Genomic DNA, 13,111 nt, shown 5'->3' on the forward strand with positions numbered 1-13,111 from the left:
GTGGGGTCATGGGGCCCCGCTGCCCCACCCCTGGCCTCGTATCTGGCCTTTGGCCTTGTATTTGGCCGGCTTAGCGGCCGAACTTCTCCGGGTCCGGTCCCAAGCGCGCGCCGTCCTTGATGGCGTCGATGGCGGCCATCTCGTCGGCTGACAATTCAAAATCGAAAACGTCGATGTTCTCGCGGATGCGAGCCGGCGTGACCGACTTCGGAATCACGATCAGCCCACTCTGCAAGTGCCAGCGCAGCGTGATCTGGGCGGCCGACTTGTTGTGCTTTTTGGCCAGGTCCACGATGACCTTTTCCTTGGTGACCCCGCCTTGCGCCAAGGGGCTCCAGGACTCGGTCGCGATACCGTGCCTGGCATGGAACGCCCGCAGCTCACGCTGCGCGAACCCCGGATGCAGTTCTATCTGATTCACCGCCGGCGCCACTTTCGACGCCTCGATCAGTTGCTCCAGGTTGGCCTGCGTGAAGTTGGACACGCCGATCGAACGCGCGCGGCCGTCTTCCTTCATCTCGACCATGGCGCGCCAGGCGTCCAGGAACTTCGTGCTGCCCGCCACGGGCCAGTGGATCAGGTACAGGTCCACATACGCCAGGCCCAGCTTCTCCAGGCTTTCGTCCATGGCCTTGTGGGCATCGTCGTAGCCGTGCTTGTCGTTCCACAGCTTGGTGGTGATGAACAGATCCTTGCGCGCCACGCCCGCCGCGCGCAGGCCCGTGCCCACGCCGGCTTCGTTGCCGTAGATGGCAGCAGTGTCCACCGACCGGTAACCGGCCGCCAGCGCTTCCTTGACCGCGGAAGCCGCCTGGTCGTCGGGCACCTGCCACACACCCAGGCCCAACTGCGGGATGCTGTTGCCGTCGTTCAATTTCACTGCGGGTACCTTCGCCATAAGATCCTCCGAAGCTTGCACCGCGACGCTCGCACGGCGAATACGCGCCAGGTCGCGCAATCCAGGGCCCAGCCCGGCCACCCCCGGATTGAAGAGATAAAAAAAAACGGGCTTGCCGAGCTGCGCCCGCGCCGTAATTCCGGACCGACATCCCCTGGCAATGGTCCGGAAACACCAGGGGTTATCACCAAATAATAGCGCCCGTGCCCGATAATGCCCGTCACAAGGCCACCTGCACCCCCTGCCGTACCGCCTTTCACCCCGTCCTTTGCGCCATCGCGCCCCCTCGCCCAGCCATGAATTCCCCTGACGCGCCGCCCAAGAATCGCGGCGGTTTTTCCACCTTGCGAACCCTGTTTCCCTACCTTTGGCCGCCGGGAAAAACCGGGCTGAAGGTGCGCGTCGTGGCGGCGCTGCTGTGCCTGTTCGCCGCCAAGGCGGCGACCGTCTACGTGCCCCTGATCTACAAGCACGCCATCGACGAACTGGGCAAGGGCGCGCCCGGCGCGGTGACCGTGCCGCTGGGCCTGATCCTGGCGTACGGCACCGCGCGTGTGCTGTCGCTGCTGTTCTCGGAACTGCGCGACGCCATCTTCGCCCGCGTCGGCCAGCACGCCATCCGCGAAGTCGGCCTTCAGATCTTCCGGCACCTGCATGCCTTGGCGCTGCGCTTTCACCTGTCGCGCCAGACCGGCGGGCTGACCCGCGCCATCGAACGCGGCACCAAGGGCATCCAGACGCTGCTGTCGTTCCTGCTGTTCAACATCCTGCCGACGTTCTTCGAGATCGGGCTGGTCTGTATTGTGCTGTGGAAGATGTTCGACATCTGGCTGGCCGTGGCCACCGGCGCCACGGTCATCCTGTACATGGCCTACACGCTTGCGGTGACGGAATGGCGCGCCAAGTTCCGGCGCCAGATGAACGAAACCGACTCGGAAGCCAACACCAAGGCCATCGAAAGCCTGCTGAACTACGAGACGGTCAAGTACTTCGGCAATGAAGAACACGAGGCGCGCCGCTACGACGCCTCGCTGACCCGCTACGAACGCGCGGCCGTGCGCAGCCAGGTCAGCCTGTCCATCCTGAACGTGGGCCAGGCCGCCATCATCTCGGTCGGCCTGACGCTGGTGATGTGGATGGCCGCCACCGGCATTGCCGAGGGCCGCTACACGCTAGGCGACTTCGTGCTGGTCAACACCTACCTATTGCAGCTTTACCAGCCGCTGAGCTTCTTCGGTTTCATCTACCGCGAAATCAAGCAGGCCATGATCGACATGGAACGCATGTTCGAACTGCTGGGCCAAGACCGCGAAGTGGCCGACCGCCCCGACGCCCAGCCCCTGCATCTGGCGGGTGGCCAGGTCGAATTCCGCGACGTGTACTTTGGCTACGACGCGCGCCGGCCCATCTTGAAGGGCGTGAGCTTCAGCATCCCCGCCGGCAAGACCGTGGCCGTGGTGGGCACCTCGGGCGCCGGTAAATCCACCATTGCCCGCTTGCTGTTCCGCTTCTATGACGCCGACAGCGGCGCCATTCTTGTTGACGGCCAGGACGTGCGCAGCGTCACCCAGGCCAGCCTGCGCGCGGCCATCGGCGTGGTGCCGCAAGACACGGTGCTGTTCAACGACACCATCCACTACAACATCGGCTACGGCCGCCCCGGCGCAACCGATGCCGAGATCGAAGCCGCCGCGCGCCTGGCGCACATCCACGACCTGATCATGACCATGCCCGACGGCTACCAGACCATGGTGGGCGAGCGCGGCCTGAAGTTGTCGGGCGGGGAAAAGCAGCGTGTGGCCATCGCCCGCACCATCTTGAAGAACCCCGTCATCTTTTTATTCGACGAGGCCACCAGCGCGCTGGACACCCATACCGAACGCGAGATCCAGGCGAACCTGCGCGAAGTCAGCGAAGGACGCAGCACGCTGATCATCGCGCACCGGCTGTCCACGGTGGCGGACGCCGATGAAATCATCGTGCTGTCGGAAGGCCGCATCATCGAACGCGGGCGCCATGCGCAGTTGCTGGCCCAACGCGGCGTGTACGCCGGCATGTGGGCCCGCCAGCAAGACAGCACCCACAGCGCCCCGGCGGATTGACAAGCCCCGCCCGCTATCCGAAGATCGCACCCTTTTCTTCCAAGGCCCGCCATGCAGGATTCTTCCGCCCCTGACGTCCCCGAGATTCCCGACGCTCCCGGTGTCCACGTCTGTGCCTCTTCCGACCTGGTCAACGGCGGCCTGGGCGTGAAAGTGCCCGTGTCCGATGGCTCGGGCCAAACCACCGCGTTCTTCGTGCGCTACCAAGACCGCGTACACGGCTACCTGAACCGCTGCGCCCACGTCGGCGTTGAACTCGATTGGGAAGGCAGCTTCTTCACCCGCGCCGGCGACCTGATCATGTGCGCGCGCCATGGCGCCACCTACCAGCCCGACACGGGCCTGTGCGTGGGCGGCCCCTGCAAGAACGGCCGGCTGACCGTGCTGACGGTTTCCGAGCACGACGGCGCCGTCTACTGGCACCCCAGCGGCAAGATCGTTCCGCGCAACGACGCTTGACGCGGGTCAGGCCCTAGGCCCCGGCCACCACCGCCTGGGCCGGCTGCTGCCGTTCCGCATAGCGGCGCGCCAGCACGGCGCATACCATCAGCTGCATCTGGTGGAAAATCATCAAGGGCAGCACCACCACGCCCATCTGCGACGTGCCAAACAGCACCGTGGCCAGCGGAATGCCCGACGCAAGCGACTTCTTCGATCCGCAGAACACCAGCGTGATCTCGTTCTCTTTGGACATGCCCAGCTTGCGGCTGCCCCAGGTGGTGATCACCAGCACCGCCCCCAACAACAGGGCATTCACCAGCACCATCGTGGCCAGGTCTATGGCCGGAAAGGCGTGCCAGATGCCCTGCGCCACGGCCTCGCTGAACGCGGTGTAGACGGCCAACAGAATCGAACTGCGGTCCACCTTGGACAAGGTGCGGTTGTTGCGCTGCGCCCAAGCGCCAATCCACGGCCGCAGCAGGCTGCCCACAGCGAAGGGCAACAACAGTTGCAGCAAGATGCGGCCTGCGTCGGCCAGCCCGTGCCCGCCCCCCTGACGATGCAACAGCACCGCCACCAGCAACGGCGTCAACACGGTGCCAAGCAAATTGGACGCCGTCGCCGCGCAAATGGCGCCGGGCACATTGCCGCGCGCCATCGACGTGAACGCAATCGACGACTGCACGGTTGACGACAAGGTGCAGACGAACAGCACGCCCAACCACAACGATGGCGTCAACAGCCCCGGAAACAGCGCACGCAAGCCCAGGCCCAGCGCGGGAAACAGAATGAAGGTGGACGCCAGAATCAAGGCATGCAGGCGCACGTCTTTCACGCCCGCCACGATGGCGTCCGTGGACAGGCGCGCGCCGTGCAGGAAGAACAACAGCGAAATGGCCACATTGCTGGCCACCATCATGAACGAGGCGCCCTTGCCCACGGCGGGGAAAAAGCTGGCGAATGCCACGGTGGCGATCAAAATCAAGGTGAACTGGTCTGGCAGGAAGCGGCGCATGGCGTAAGGGTTTCCAAGAAATTACGGAAAACTATAGGCGCGCCGCTTGCCATCGTGAAGCCCACTGATTACTTTAACTGTCATCGGAAATCATAATGACCAGGCCGCGTTCCCCATGCTGAATCCCCTATGGCTCAAGACCTTCACCGCTGCGGCGGCCGCCCCCAGTTTCACGGAAGCCGCCCGCCGCCTGGGGCTGACCCAGCCCACGGTCAGCGAACATATCCGGCAGTTGGAACAGTCGGTCAACCGGCGCCTATTCCTGCGCGATACCCATTCGCTAGTGCTGACCAGCGACGGCCGCAGCCTGCTCGTTCATGCCGAGATCATCCTGGACGCGCACGAACGCGCCGAACGCCTGTTTGATGCGCCGCGCCTGCGCGGCCGCGTGCGGCTCGGCACGTCGGACGATCTGGCCATGGGCCCGCTGCCCGATGTGCTGGCCGCGTTCCGTTTGGCGCATCCGGAAGTCGAGCTGGACTTGACCATCGGCGTCACCAGCGAGCTCTACAAATTGCTGGACGACAACGACCTGGATGTGATGATCGGCAAGCGGCGCCGGGGTGATCGCCGGGGCCAGACGCTGCACAAGGAAGCGCTGCTGTGGCGCGCCAAGGAAGGCCTGCGCTTTGCGCCCGATGAGCCACTGCCGCTGATTCTGCTGCGCGAACCCAGCGTCACGCGCACGTTGACGCTGGACGCGCTGGCACGCGTGGGGCGCAGTTGGCAGATTGTGTGCACCAGCACCAGTTACGCGGGGTGCCAGGCGGCCGCCCGCGCGGGCCTGGGCATTACAGTGCAGCCCTCGCACTTGTCCACGGCGGGCCTGGCCGCGCCGGGCGGCGCGATTCAGTTGCCGGCGTTGCCGCAGGTGGAATTCATCGTCATCTCGGCCCCGTCGCCCAACAAGCCCACCCGGGCGCTAACTGAAATCCTGATGCGCAGCACCTTGACCTGAACGCGCTGGGCCTGAATGCGCGCGGGGCCATTGCCGCAGCCTCTATTCGGGCAGCGGGTCGGGCACGCCGTCTTCGTCCACACTCTTCACGCGGTCCAAGGCATTGCGCGCGGCCGACATCGCTTCGATCGTGCTGCGAAAGCGCCGGCTGACAAAGATCTCGAAGGGCCGGCCTTCCGCCGGCGCGTCCTCCGATTCCGCCCCATCCCGCGCCACGTCGCCCTCTTTTGCCTTGGACGCCAAACGCCGCGTCTCCAAAAAGGCCCGAGGCGGCGTGCGCCCTTCCGGCTGCGTCGCGTACGCCACCACCGAAAATCCGTTGATCGTCTTCTCTAGCATTGCGGTTCCCTCGCGCCACGGCCACACACGGCGCAGCTTGTTCCTAGCGACAACGGCGCGGCACGAGGAAACTTAAGCGCCATGCAAAAAGCCGATGTTGATCTGCATCAACACCGGCTTTTTCCACCCGCCGACCACACAAGCGACTCTATTTTGTCGACGTAACGGCGTCCATGCGCACGCGCACGTAATCGGCCACCTGCTCCAGCACTGTCGACAAATGCCCGCGCAGCAATTCAAAGCCCGGGTTGCGTTCGCGCGTGACCTCGTCCATGTACAAGGGGCGGCGAATTTCCACCTGCAAGCTGTGTCGGTTCAGCGCGGGCTGCCCAATCTGCGCAATCAACTGCACCCCTTTGTAGGGGTCGTTGCGCGCCACCGTATAGCCCAGGTCGCGCAAGGCCTTTTCGATCAGCGCGATGAACTCGGGTTCGCATGTCGTGCCGTCACGGTCGCCCAGCACAAAATCCGCCAGGGGATGTTCGCTTTGCCGACCCAGGCGTTCATAGGCATCGTTGGGCATCGAATGCAGGTTCAGATGCCATACGGCGCCAAAGCGCGCTTCGGCTTGGCTGATCGCGCGCGCCAAGGCGGCGTGGTAAGGCTCGTAGTAAGCCTGGATGCGATGCCGCACTTCGGCCAGGCTCAGCTTGCGGTCATAGATCGGCGTGGCCTTGTCCATGCGGCGCCAGATCAGCCCTTTGCCCAAGCGGGTTTTCTCGCCGGGCGACAGCGCATGCGGCCAAGGTTCGGCCAACAGCTCTGGGTCCAGATCCTGCAGCGTGCGGTTCGGATCGATGTACACGCGCGGAAAGTGCGCCGCAATCAAAGTTGCGCCCAGCGCGGGGGCTGCCGACCACAACGCGTCCACGTGCGTGTCTTCACCCTGGCGCAATTGCGCCCGCGTGGCGACCGCCCCGAAATCCTCGGGATAGTGTTCGCCGCTATGCGGCGAATCACAGACCAGCGGCAGCGCCGGCCCTTGGGGTTCATGCACGGAAACCACGTTGAAATCGGCGAGCGTCATCGTCAGTCAGCCTGAATGTTGGCGGCCTTGGCCACCTTGGCGTAGCGGGCCAGGGCCTGATGAATCTGGTCCTGGAACTCTTGGGGGGTAGTCGGCATCAGCGTACCACCCACGTCTTCGGCCTTCTTGCGGAACTCGGGATCTTTCATCGCGGCGCGCACCGCCTGATTAAGCTTGTCGATCACGGCCGTGGGCGTACCCGCCGGCGCCACCAGCCCGAACCAACCGCCCGTGCCCATGTCGGGGTAACCCAGCTCAATGTAGGTCGGCACGTCCGGCAGCAAGGGCGAGCGCTCGGCGCCCAGCACGGCCAGCGCCCGCAACTTGCCGCCCTTCACTTGCGGCAGCGTCGACGACAGGTTGTCGGTGATCGCGTCCACCTGCCCGCCCATCACATCGTTCAAGGCCGGACCCGCGCCGCGATACGGCACGTGCAGCAGGCGGATGCCGGACAGCATCATGAAGTTCTCGATATTCACGTGGCCCAGCGAGCCCACACCCGGCGAGGCAAAGCTGTAGCGGTCGGCCGGCGCGGCTTTGGCCATCGCCACGAATTCCGCCATGTTCTTGGCCGGCAGATTCGGGTTGATTGCCAGAATGCTGGGCACCGCCAGCACATTGGCCACGGGCGCGAAATCCTTCACGGGGTCGTAATTCATCTTGCGATACACGGCCGGGTTCGAGCCATGCGTGCTCATCGTGGCCATGCCCAGCGTGTAGCCGTCGGGCGTGGACCGCGCCACCTGCTCCATGCCCATCGAGCCACCCGCGCCCGCCTTGTTCTCGACCACGATGGTCTGCTTCAGTTCGCGGCCGGCGTACTCGGCCACCAGGCGGGCCACGATGTCGGTTGATCCACCGGCGGCGAACGGCACCACCAGCTTGATGGGGCGCGAGGGGTAGTCGGCGGCTTGGGCAATGCCGGCAAAAGACAAGGTAGCGAACACGCCGGCAAGCGCGAAACGCGCGGACCGGCCAAGCAGGCGGCGAGACATGAGTCGACTCCGAAAAAGGAAGGTGTGGGTTTCAGACAGGCCGCCAGTGTCCAAACTTTACCGTCCCCTTTCAAACGACTATATTGCACTCCTTCATTACCAAAGGTCATGCTCGATGCGGCTGCATTCGCCTTCCATGTCCGAGTTGCATGCCTTCATCACGGCAGCGCGCTTGGGCAGCTTCACCCTGGCCGCCCAGACGCTATGCGTGACACAGGGCGCCATCAGCCGCGCCATTTCGCGCCTGGAAGCGCATTTCGGCCAGCCGCTGATGCATCGGAATGCGCATGGGCTGACGCTGACGGCGATGGGTCAAAAACTCTACGATGGCGCGCAGGCGCCGCTGCAAATCATCGAAAAGCTCAGCACCGAGCTACGCGCCGACGACCGCCGCCGGCACCTGACGCTGTCCATGGTTCCCACGCTGGCCAGCGCCTGGCTGGTGCCGCATCTGCCTGACTTCCATCGGCGTCATCCCGACATCCAACTCAATTTCTCGGCCTATCGGCGCAATGAAGATTTTTCGGGCGACACGCCGGACGCGAGCATCCTGGCGGGCACACCCGAGCAATGGCCCGGATGGCAAGCCGACTACGTAATTGGGCGCGAAGTGGTGGTGATCTGCCACCCGGACCGCTTGGCCGCCCGCCAGGCCCACGGGCTATGGAACACACCGAACGGCCTACTGGGTGAGCCGCTGCTTTTTCACACCAATGGGCAAGATAACTGGGCGCAATGGTTCACTGCCGCCGGCGTGCCGCGCCAGACGGTCACGCTGTCACAGGGGTTCGATCAAGTGTCCATCCTGATCCGAGCGGTTATGGCCGACATGGGCATCGCCGTCCTGCAGCGCTGCTTGGTGCGCGATGAGCTTCAATCTGGCCGCGTGGCGGCGCCTTTTCCCAAGCTGCCGATACGCTTGCGCCGCGGCTATCACTTGTGCGCCCCGGCTCAGCGGCGCGACCACTACGCGCTGGCCTGCTTTCGGCAATGGTTATTGCAAACCGCGCAGGCGGATCCCGACGTCGTAGCGGCAGACCAGATGCACGGCTAGGGGCCTGGCCTCAAAGAAACCTTTAGTTTCTTCGGTTCGGAATTTGGTGCAACCAAATAAAACGGGCCTCTTATTCAGAGGCCCGGCTCACATGCGGCGGTGCGACGCTCAAGGCGCCAACTTGAATCCCAGATCCACGCCCCACTTATCGGTTTCACGCAACCATTTCGCCCCACAACTCAGGCACCGGAAGTGATCTTCGCGACTCTCTTCGCGCCCTTTTTGCGTGGGATTGGTGAAACCTTGATGTCCCAGGTGCGAATGCGGCGCAACGCCTGCAAGGCCCGGATTAATGCGTTGGCACGCCAAACACATGACGCTCATTGATGCTTCCCCACAAACAGTGTTACGGAATTGTAAGGGATTTCACCAATGTTTTTCTATCGATTTATATCAAGTGAATGACAATAATTGTTAAATGAGCGTTTAAACAACGTTTGGTAACGCGGCGAGACAGGTCGCCAAATGGTACGGCGATGTCGACGGCATATCGGCCCGCACCACCGCTCCCTGGCTGTCCAGGCACTCATGCCACCCCCCGTCGTGCAGGAATCGGGCTCGGAAACTGGCCAGCCCCGACTCCAGGGCGGGCAAATCGCCCAACACCGCCAACGCCCGCAGGTATTCGGTTTGCGCCCAGATCCGCCGAGTGGCATCAATGACCACGCCCGACTCGTCCAGCGACGCCACCACACCCGGGCCGTCCACATCCACGCCGTGCTCGCGCGACCACCGCATGGCACGCGGCAAGGATTCCACCAGCTCCAGGCCTTCGAACACCTCAGCCGCGCCATGCACCAGCGACAACCATTCGAACTGATGCCCGGGCTCCAGCCGATTGCCGGCCGAGCCCTGCAAGGCCTCGGAAATGCACTGCGTGGGTCCATGCACGAAGAACTGGCTGACGCCCTGCGCCAGCGAACGCAAACGCTGGGAAAACAGCGCAGGCTCCGCCACTTGCGCGGCAGCCAGATACGCTTCAGTCAGATGCATCATGGGATTCTGCGCCGGGGCTTTCAGCGGGTGCAGAAGATCCGCGCTTAGCGCCGCGTGGTACAGCCCATCATTCGTCTTGAAACGCGACTCGATCGTGGCCGCCGTCGACAACATCAGCTTGCGCGCCTGGGCATTGCGGCTGCGCGGAAAATACGCCGCGCAGGCCAGCACTATGAAAGCGTGCGTATAAAGATCTTGCGTGTCATCCAAGGGCTGCGCATCCGCGTCCACGCTGTACAGCCAACCGCCGAGTTCATTGCGAAACACGCGGCATAGCGAATCGAACAGCCGGTCGGCATGCAGGCCGGCTTGCTCGCCCGGCGCCTGCGCGAATACATACAGTTGCCGCGCGCAAGCCATCGCACGATATCGCGTGGGCGCCAACGGTTGACCCGTTGCGGCATCCAACGATTCGTAGGGCAGATTCAGGGTTTGATTGAAGCCCGGCCCCATCCACAAAGGCAGGATCACAGAGCCAAAATGCGCCCGCAAGGCGCGGGCATGTTCCGTGAGAGTAAGAGTGGTCTGTGCGGCAGTCATCTTGGAACGACGCATACCCGAAAAGGGCTCCAGGTTTCGGAGCAGCAACGATAACCGAAAATTTCGTCGCAATTTTTTGAGTATTTTCCTAAGCCTCATGCAAGCACAGACCGGTCCAACCGATCAGCTTCGTCCAGGGCGCTTATGCCCTATCGGAAGATGTTTTCCTCGACCCAGTTCTGCGCGAATATTTCCGCGCGATCACGTGCTTCGTCTAACGAAGCGCAGTTGCCCAAGTGGGAAAACGCGGCATCCACCTCGGTGCCGCCCTCGGCCGTTACCGTCAGCAAGACGCCATATCCGCCGGTATCCATGGCCGCCGTGGAAACGTCGATCAGTACTTCCTGGTCACGATGCTGCATGTGCTACCTCCCAGTCGGTTACCTAAACGCGTGAACCACGCGTGACGTTGCGGGAGCAAATTCCCGCGAAATGAATAGACCTGAAAGCGTCACGCAAGTTCATCTTACTGGCGACGAAAGGTGCGCGATACGTCCGGAAGATGCCAAATCGCACATTCCGTCTCAGGAGATTCCCGTACTGGCCCATAAATACCCCTGAAGTGCGACATAGGACGAAAACATTCGCAAACTATGCGGCAATTCCACGCATCTTGCTTCAATGCGCAGCAAGCAGAAAGATTTCAGGGGGTTGAAAGAAAAGCGCTGCAAGCGTCCGACGGAATGCCGCTTGCGTGGACGCGCTTAGCGCACGTGGATGGCGCCAGGTTCTTCCATGCGCAGGGCAAGCTTGCCCTTTTCGGTAATCAACCAACGGCCATCAGGGCCGGGTTCGATGCAGCGCAAGGTCTGCAATGCCTGCGAAATTTCAGCGGGCACCACAGCTTTAGCGGCGTCAGCTTCACAGTTGTCGGCCACGATGCGCAGCCAGTGACTCAGTTCGCCTTTTTGGAAACGATGCAATGCCATGCTAATTCTCTCTTCAATGGCGTAAACGATAGCATGCCCGTCAAGCCCGCCTGGCTACGTCAAAAGCTTGGGCACCGAAGAGACCAGCAGCGCCACGCCCGATAGCGTCAACAGGCCCAGCACGACGCGGCGAAACGTCACATCGCTGATGCCCACATACAAGCGAGCGCCCAGCAATGTGGGCACCAGCATCGCCGGCAAGATGATGGCGAAGAGCGGCAGCATGTCGCGCGTGACCACGCCCGTGTAGAGGTAGCCCGCCATCGTCACGACCAGCATCGACAGGTTGAAGTTCTGGATCACCGACCGTTGCACATCGCGATCAAAACCGCGCAAGGTACACCACAGGGTTGGGATCACGCCGGTAAAGCCGCCGATGCCACCCATGACGCCGCCCACCGCGCCTACCACCCCATCAGCCACCTTGCCGCCCGCCGTGATGCGCGGCAAGCGCGTGGCGAACAACATCAGGGGGCACCAGACCGCAAGCAAGCCGCCAATACAGGCCTTGAATATCACCGGGTCCAGATGCGGCAAGAGCTGCACGCCAACAGGTATGCCCACCAGGCCCCCCGCTACGAAAGGCAGAAGGTTCGACCACGAAAACCCTCGGCGCACGGTGAATGCAGCCAGTAACTGGCCGGTCAGCCCACCGAACACGGTCATCGCCGCCGCCAATCGGGGGTCTATCGTCCACGCCCAGAATGACATGGCCACCAGACCGAAGCCGAACCCTGACAACCCTTGCACGAAGCCGGCAGCCACCGCACCGACCACGACCAATACATATAACGAGTCCATTCTGCCGCGCACCTACAGGTGTTGCCAGGCCCCGCCCGGCGCACGACATTCTAAAGCGTTCTAAGACGGCCGCAGCGCAAGCGGACGCTTCATGCGCGCCGCCACGGCGGATGCCGCAACGCTTGCCGCGATCAAGCACAGGCCCAACGCCAGGTCTGCCGAAATGCGTTCATGAAAGACCACCGACGAAACGACCAAGCCGATGACCGGCACGCACAACATCGCAATGGACGTAGCTACGGGCGGCATCTTTTGCGTCATGCCCAGCACCACAATGAAAGTCAGCGCGGTGGCCAACGGACCGGTGTACAGAATAATGGGCCAGGCGTCCGGCACGGTCAGGAAGGTGGGTGCGCCGTCGCGCATCCAAGCCAGCGCAACCAACGGCAGCGTGGCCAGCGCTGTCTGCCAGGGAATCATGTCAGCGCCCAAGCGCACATGGCGGCTGCCGCGCAGTTGAATGATGTTGCACGCCCACGCGAACGAGGCGCCCAGCAGCATGATCAGGCCGATCGCCGTATGCGCCTGCCACGGGCTGAACGCGGGCGCCACGATCACGGCTATGCCCGCATAACTGAGCGCCGTTGCCAGCCACTGGCCCGCGCTCAGGCGCTCTTTCAGAATCAGTGCCGACAACGGAATGACCCATATCGACGTGGCGTACGCAATGACGGACGCGCGGCCAGGCGCCACGTATTGCAGCGCCCACAGCGCCAACGCCGTGAACGCGCCCATTTGCAGCAATGCCACGCCCGCCACCAGCGGCCATTCCTGCCGCGTCGGCAAGCGCAGCCGTCCCAACAGCGCCAGCGCCACCATGCTGATCAGCGCCGCCGATCCAAAACGGCTGGCGGCCAGCCAAAGCGGGCTCATGTGCGCCAGCCCCATCTTCATGACGGGCCAATTGCCGCCCCAGATCAGGACCGCACCCGCCAAGGGCAAAAACCTGCGCAACGCACTTTGCTGACTCATCACTGCCTGCTCTACCGCTTGAATATTCTGTGCTTTTGCCGATT

Annotated in this window: 15 protein-coding genes; 4 read left to right on the top strand and 11 right to left on the bottom strand. The window is 63.2% G+C overall.

Annotated elements, in window-relative coordinates:
• Positions 1-70: 70 nt before the first annotated feature.
• Positions 71-898 (bottom strand): aldo/keto reductase, encoded by an 828-nt coding sequence (locus ACE04A_RS10950; RefSeq protein ID WP_259249130.1) that lies wholly within the window; start codon positions 896-898, stop codon positions 71-73.
• Positions 899-1,194: 296 nt separating this feature from the next.
• Here ACE04A_RS10950 and ACE04A_RS10955 point away from each other — a divergent pair, with 296 nt between their 5' ends.
• Both ACE04A_RS10955 and ACE04A_RS10960 read left to right on the top strand, forming a co-directional pair.
• Positions 1,195-3,000 carry an ABCB family ABC transporter ATP-binding protein/permease gene (locus tag ACE04A_RS10955; protein ID WP_259249133.1) on the top strand — a complete coding sequence of 602 codons (1,806 nt, stop codon included), beginning with the start codon at positions 1,195-1,197 and terminating at the stop codon, positions 2,998-3,000.
• 51 nt (positions 3,001-3,051) lie between these two features.
• Positions 3,052-3,459, top strand: coding sequence for a Rieske (2Fe-2S) protein (locus ACE04A_RS10960; protein ID WP_259249135.1), 408 nt, complete (start codon positions 3,052-3,054; stop codon positions 3,457-3,459).
• A gap of 13 nt (positions 3,460-3,472) precedes the next feature.
• On the opposite strand, the gene ACE04A_RS10965 is transcribed toward ACE04A_RS10960, so the two are convergent.
• Positions 3,473-4,456, bottom strand: coding sequence for a bile acid:sodium symporter family protein (locus tag ACE04A_RS10965; RefSeq protein WP_259249137.1), 984 nt, complete (start codon positions 4,454-4,456; stop codon positions 3,473-3,475).
• A gap of 115 nt (positions 4,457-4,571) precedes the next feature.
• On the opposite strand from ACE04A_RS10965, the gene ACE04A_RS10970 reads away from it, so the two are divergent.
• A complete protein-coding gene (locus ACE04A_RS10970) occupies positions 4,572-5,414 on the top strand; it encodes a LysR substrate-binding domain-containing protein (RefSeq protein ID WP_050448571.1) in 843 nt (280 codons plus the stop codon).
• Between the two features lie 42 nt (positions 5,415-5,456).
• Here ACE04A_RS10970 and ACE04A_RS10975 read toward each other — a convergent pair whose 3' ends face one another.
• The 3 genes from ACE04A_RS10975 to ACE04A_RS10985 all read right to left on the bottom strand — a co-directional run bounded on the left by ACE04A_RS10975 (position 5,457) and on the right by ACE04A_RS10985 (position 7,775).
• Positions 5,457-5,753 (bottom strand): hypothetical protein, encoded by a 297-nt coding sequence (locus ACE04A_RS10975; RefSeq protein WP_279994394.1) that lies wholly within the window; start codon positions 5,751-5,753, stop codon positions 5,457-5,459.
• Between the two features lie 148 nt (positions 5,754-5,901).
• The gene (locus tag ACE04A_RS10980; RefSeq protein ID WP_100855176.1) at positions 5,902-6,780 is read right to left on the bottom strand and encodes an N-formylglutamate amidohydrolase; all 879 of its coding nucleotides are present in this window, start codon (positions 6,778-6,780) and stop codon (positions 5,902-5,904) included.
• A gap of 2 nt (positions 6,781-6,782) precedes the next feature.
• Positions 6,783-7,775, bottom strand: coding sequence for a Bug family tripartite tricarboxylate transporter substrate binding protein (locus ACE04A_RS10985; protein WP_485820122.1), 993 nt, complete (start codon positions 7,773-7,775; stop codon positions 6,783-6,785).
• Between the two features lie 115 nt (positions 7,776-7,890).
• Here ACE04A_RS10985 and ACE04A_RS10990 point away from each other — a divergent pair, with 115 nt between their 5' ends.
• Positions 7,891-8,829, top strand: a complete 939-nt coding sequence (locus ACE04A_RS10990) for a LysR substrate-binding domain-containing protein (protein WP_485820123.1) — start codon at positions 7,891-7,893, stop codon at positions 8,827-8,829.
• A 108-nt stretch (positions 8,830-8,937) separates the two neighbouring features.
• On the opposite strand, the gene ACE04A_RS10995 is transcribed toward ACE04A_RS10990, so the two are convergent.
• From ACE04A_RS10995 to ACE04A_RS11020, 6 genes are all read right to left on the bottom strand, one after another.
• Positions 8,938-9,153, bottom strand: coding sequence for a hypothetical protein (locus ACE04A_RS10995; RefSeq protein ID WP_025135384.1), 216 nt, complete (start codon positions 9,151-9,153; stop codon positions 8,938-8,940).
• A gap of 102 nt (positions 9,154-9,255) precedes the next feature.
• Complete coding sequence (locus tag ACE04A_RS11000; protein ID WP_448719192.1) at positions 9,256-10,365, bottom strand: AGE family epimerase/isomerase; 1,110 nt, start codon at positions 10,363-10,365, stop codon at positions 9,256-9,258.
• A gap of 149 nt (positions 10,366-10,514) precedes the next feature.
• A complete protein-coding gene (locus tag ACE04A_RS11005; protein ID WP_006218759.1) occupies positions 10,515-10,727 on the bottom strand; it encodes a hypothetical protein in 213 nt (70 codons plus the stop codon).
• A 342-nt stretch (positions 10,728-11,069) separates the two neighbouring features.
• Entirely contained in the window at positions 11,070-11,294 is a 225-nt protein-coding gene (locus tag ACE04A_RS11010; RefSeq protein ID WP_259249151.1) for a hypothetical protein, read from the bottom strand.
• A gap of 54 nt (positions 11,295-11,348) precedes the next feature.
• A complete protein-coding gene (locus ACE04A_RS11015) occupies positions 11,349-12,095 on the bottom strand; it encodes a sulfite exporter TauE/SafE family protein (protein ID WP_279994392.1) in 747 nt (248 codons plus the stop codon).
• 60 nt (positions 12,096-12,155) lie between these two features.
• Entirely contained in the window at positions 12,156-13,067 is a 912-nt protein-coding gene (locus tag ACE04A_RS11020; RefSeq protein ID WP_448719153.1) for a DMT family transporter, read from the bottom strand.
• Positions 13,068-13,111: the final 44 nt, after the last annotated feature.

It is taken from the genome of Achromobacter colocynthidis (assembly GCF_057334535.1).

What these genes read in the sequence shown, in the direction of transcription:
- ACE04A_RS11020 (WP_448719153.1), bottom strand. Translation starts at nt 13,067, where the DNA reads ATGAGTCAGCAAAGTGCGTTGCGCAGGTTTTTGCCCTTGGCGGGTGCG.
- ACE04A_RS10980 (WP_100855176.1), bottom strand. Translation starts at nt 6,780, where the DNA reads ATGACGCTCGCCGATTTCAACGTGGTTTCCGTGCATGAACCCCAAGGG.
- ACE04A_RS11000 (WP_448719192.1), bottom strand. Translation starts at nt 10,365, where the DNA reads ATGACTGCCGCACAGACCACTCTTACTCTCACGGAACATGCCCGCGCC.
- ACE04A_RS11010 (WP_259249151.1), bottom strand. Translation starts at nt 11,294, where the DNA reads ATGGCATTGCATCGTTTCCAAAAAGGCGAACTGAGTCACTGGCTGCGC.
- ACE04A_RS10985 (WP_485820122.1), bottom strand. Translation starts at nt 7,775, where the DNA reads ATGTCTCGCCGCCTGCTTGGCCGGTCCGCGCGTTTCGCGCTTGCCGGC.
- ACE04A_RS10995 (WP_025135384.1), bottom strand. Translation starts at nt 9,153, where the DNA reads ATGAGCGTCATGTGTTTGGCGTGCCAACGCATTAATCCGGGCCTTGCA.
- ACE04A_RS10955 (WP_259249133.1), top strand. Translation starts at nt 1,195, where the DNA reads ATGAATTCCCCTGACGCGCCGCCCAAGAATCGCGGCGGTTTTTCCACC.
- ACE04A_RS10950 (WP_259249130.1), bottom strand. Translation starts at nt 898, where the DNA reads ATGGCGAAGGTACCCGCAGTGAAATTGAACGACGGCAACAGCATCCCG.
- ACE04A_RS10960 (WP_259249135.1), top strand. Translation starts at nt 3,052, where the DNA reads ATGCAGGATTCTTCCGCCCCTGACGTCCCCGAGATTCCCGACGCTCCC.
- ACE04A_RS11015 (WP_279994392.1), bottom strand. Translation starts at nt 12,095, where the DNA reads ATGGACTCGTTATATGTATTGGTCGTGGTCGGTGCGGTGGCTGCCGGC.
- ACE04A_RS10965 (WP_259249137.1), bottom strand. Translation starts at nt 4,456, where the DNA reads ATGCGCCGCTTCCTGCCAGACCAGTTCACCTTGATTTTGATCGCCACC.
- ACE04A_RS10990 (WP_485820123.1), top strand. Translation starts at nt 7,891, where the DNA reads ATGCGGCTGCATTCGCCTTCCATGTCCGAGTTGCATGCCTTCATCACG.
- ACE04A_RS10975 (WP_279994394.1), bottom strand. Translation starts at nt 5,753, where the DNA reads ATGCTAGAGAAGACGATCAACGGATTTTCGGTGGTGGCGTACGCGACG.
- ACE04A_RS11005 (WP_006218759.1), bottom strand. Translation starts at nt 10,727, where the DNA reads ATGCAGCATCGTGACCAGGAAGTACTGATCGACGTTTCCACGGCGGCC.
- ACE04A_RS10970 (WP_050448571.1), top strand. Translation starts at nt 4,572, where the DNA reads ATGCTGAATCCCCTATGGCTCAAGACCTTCACCGCTGCGGCGGCCGCC.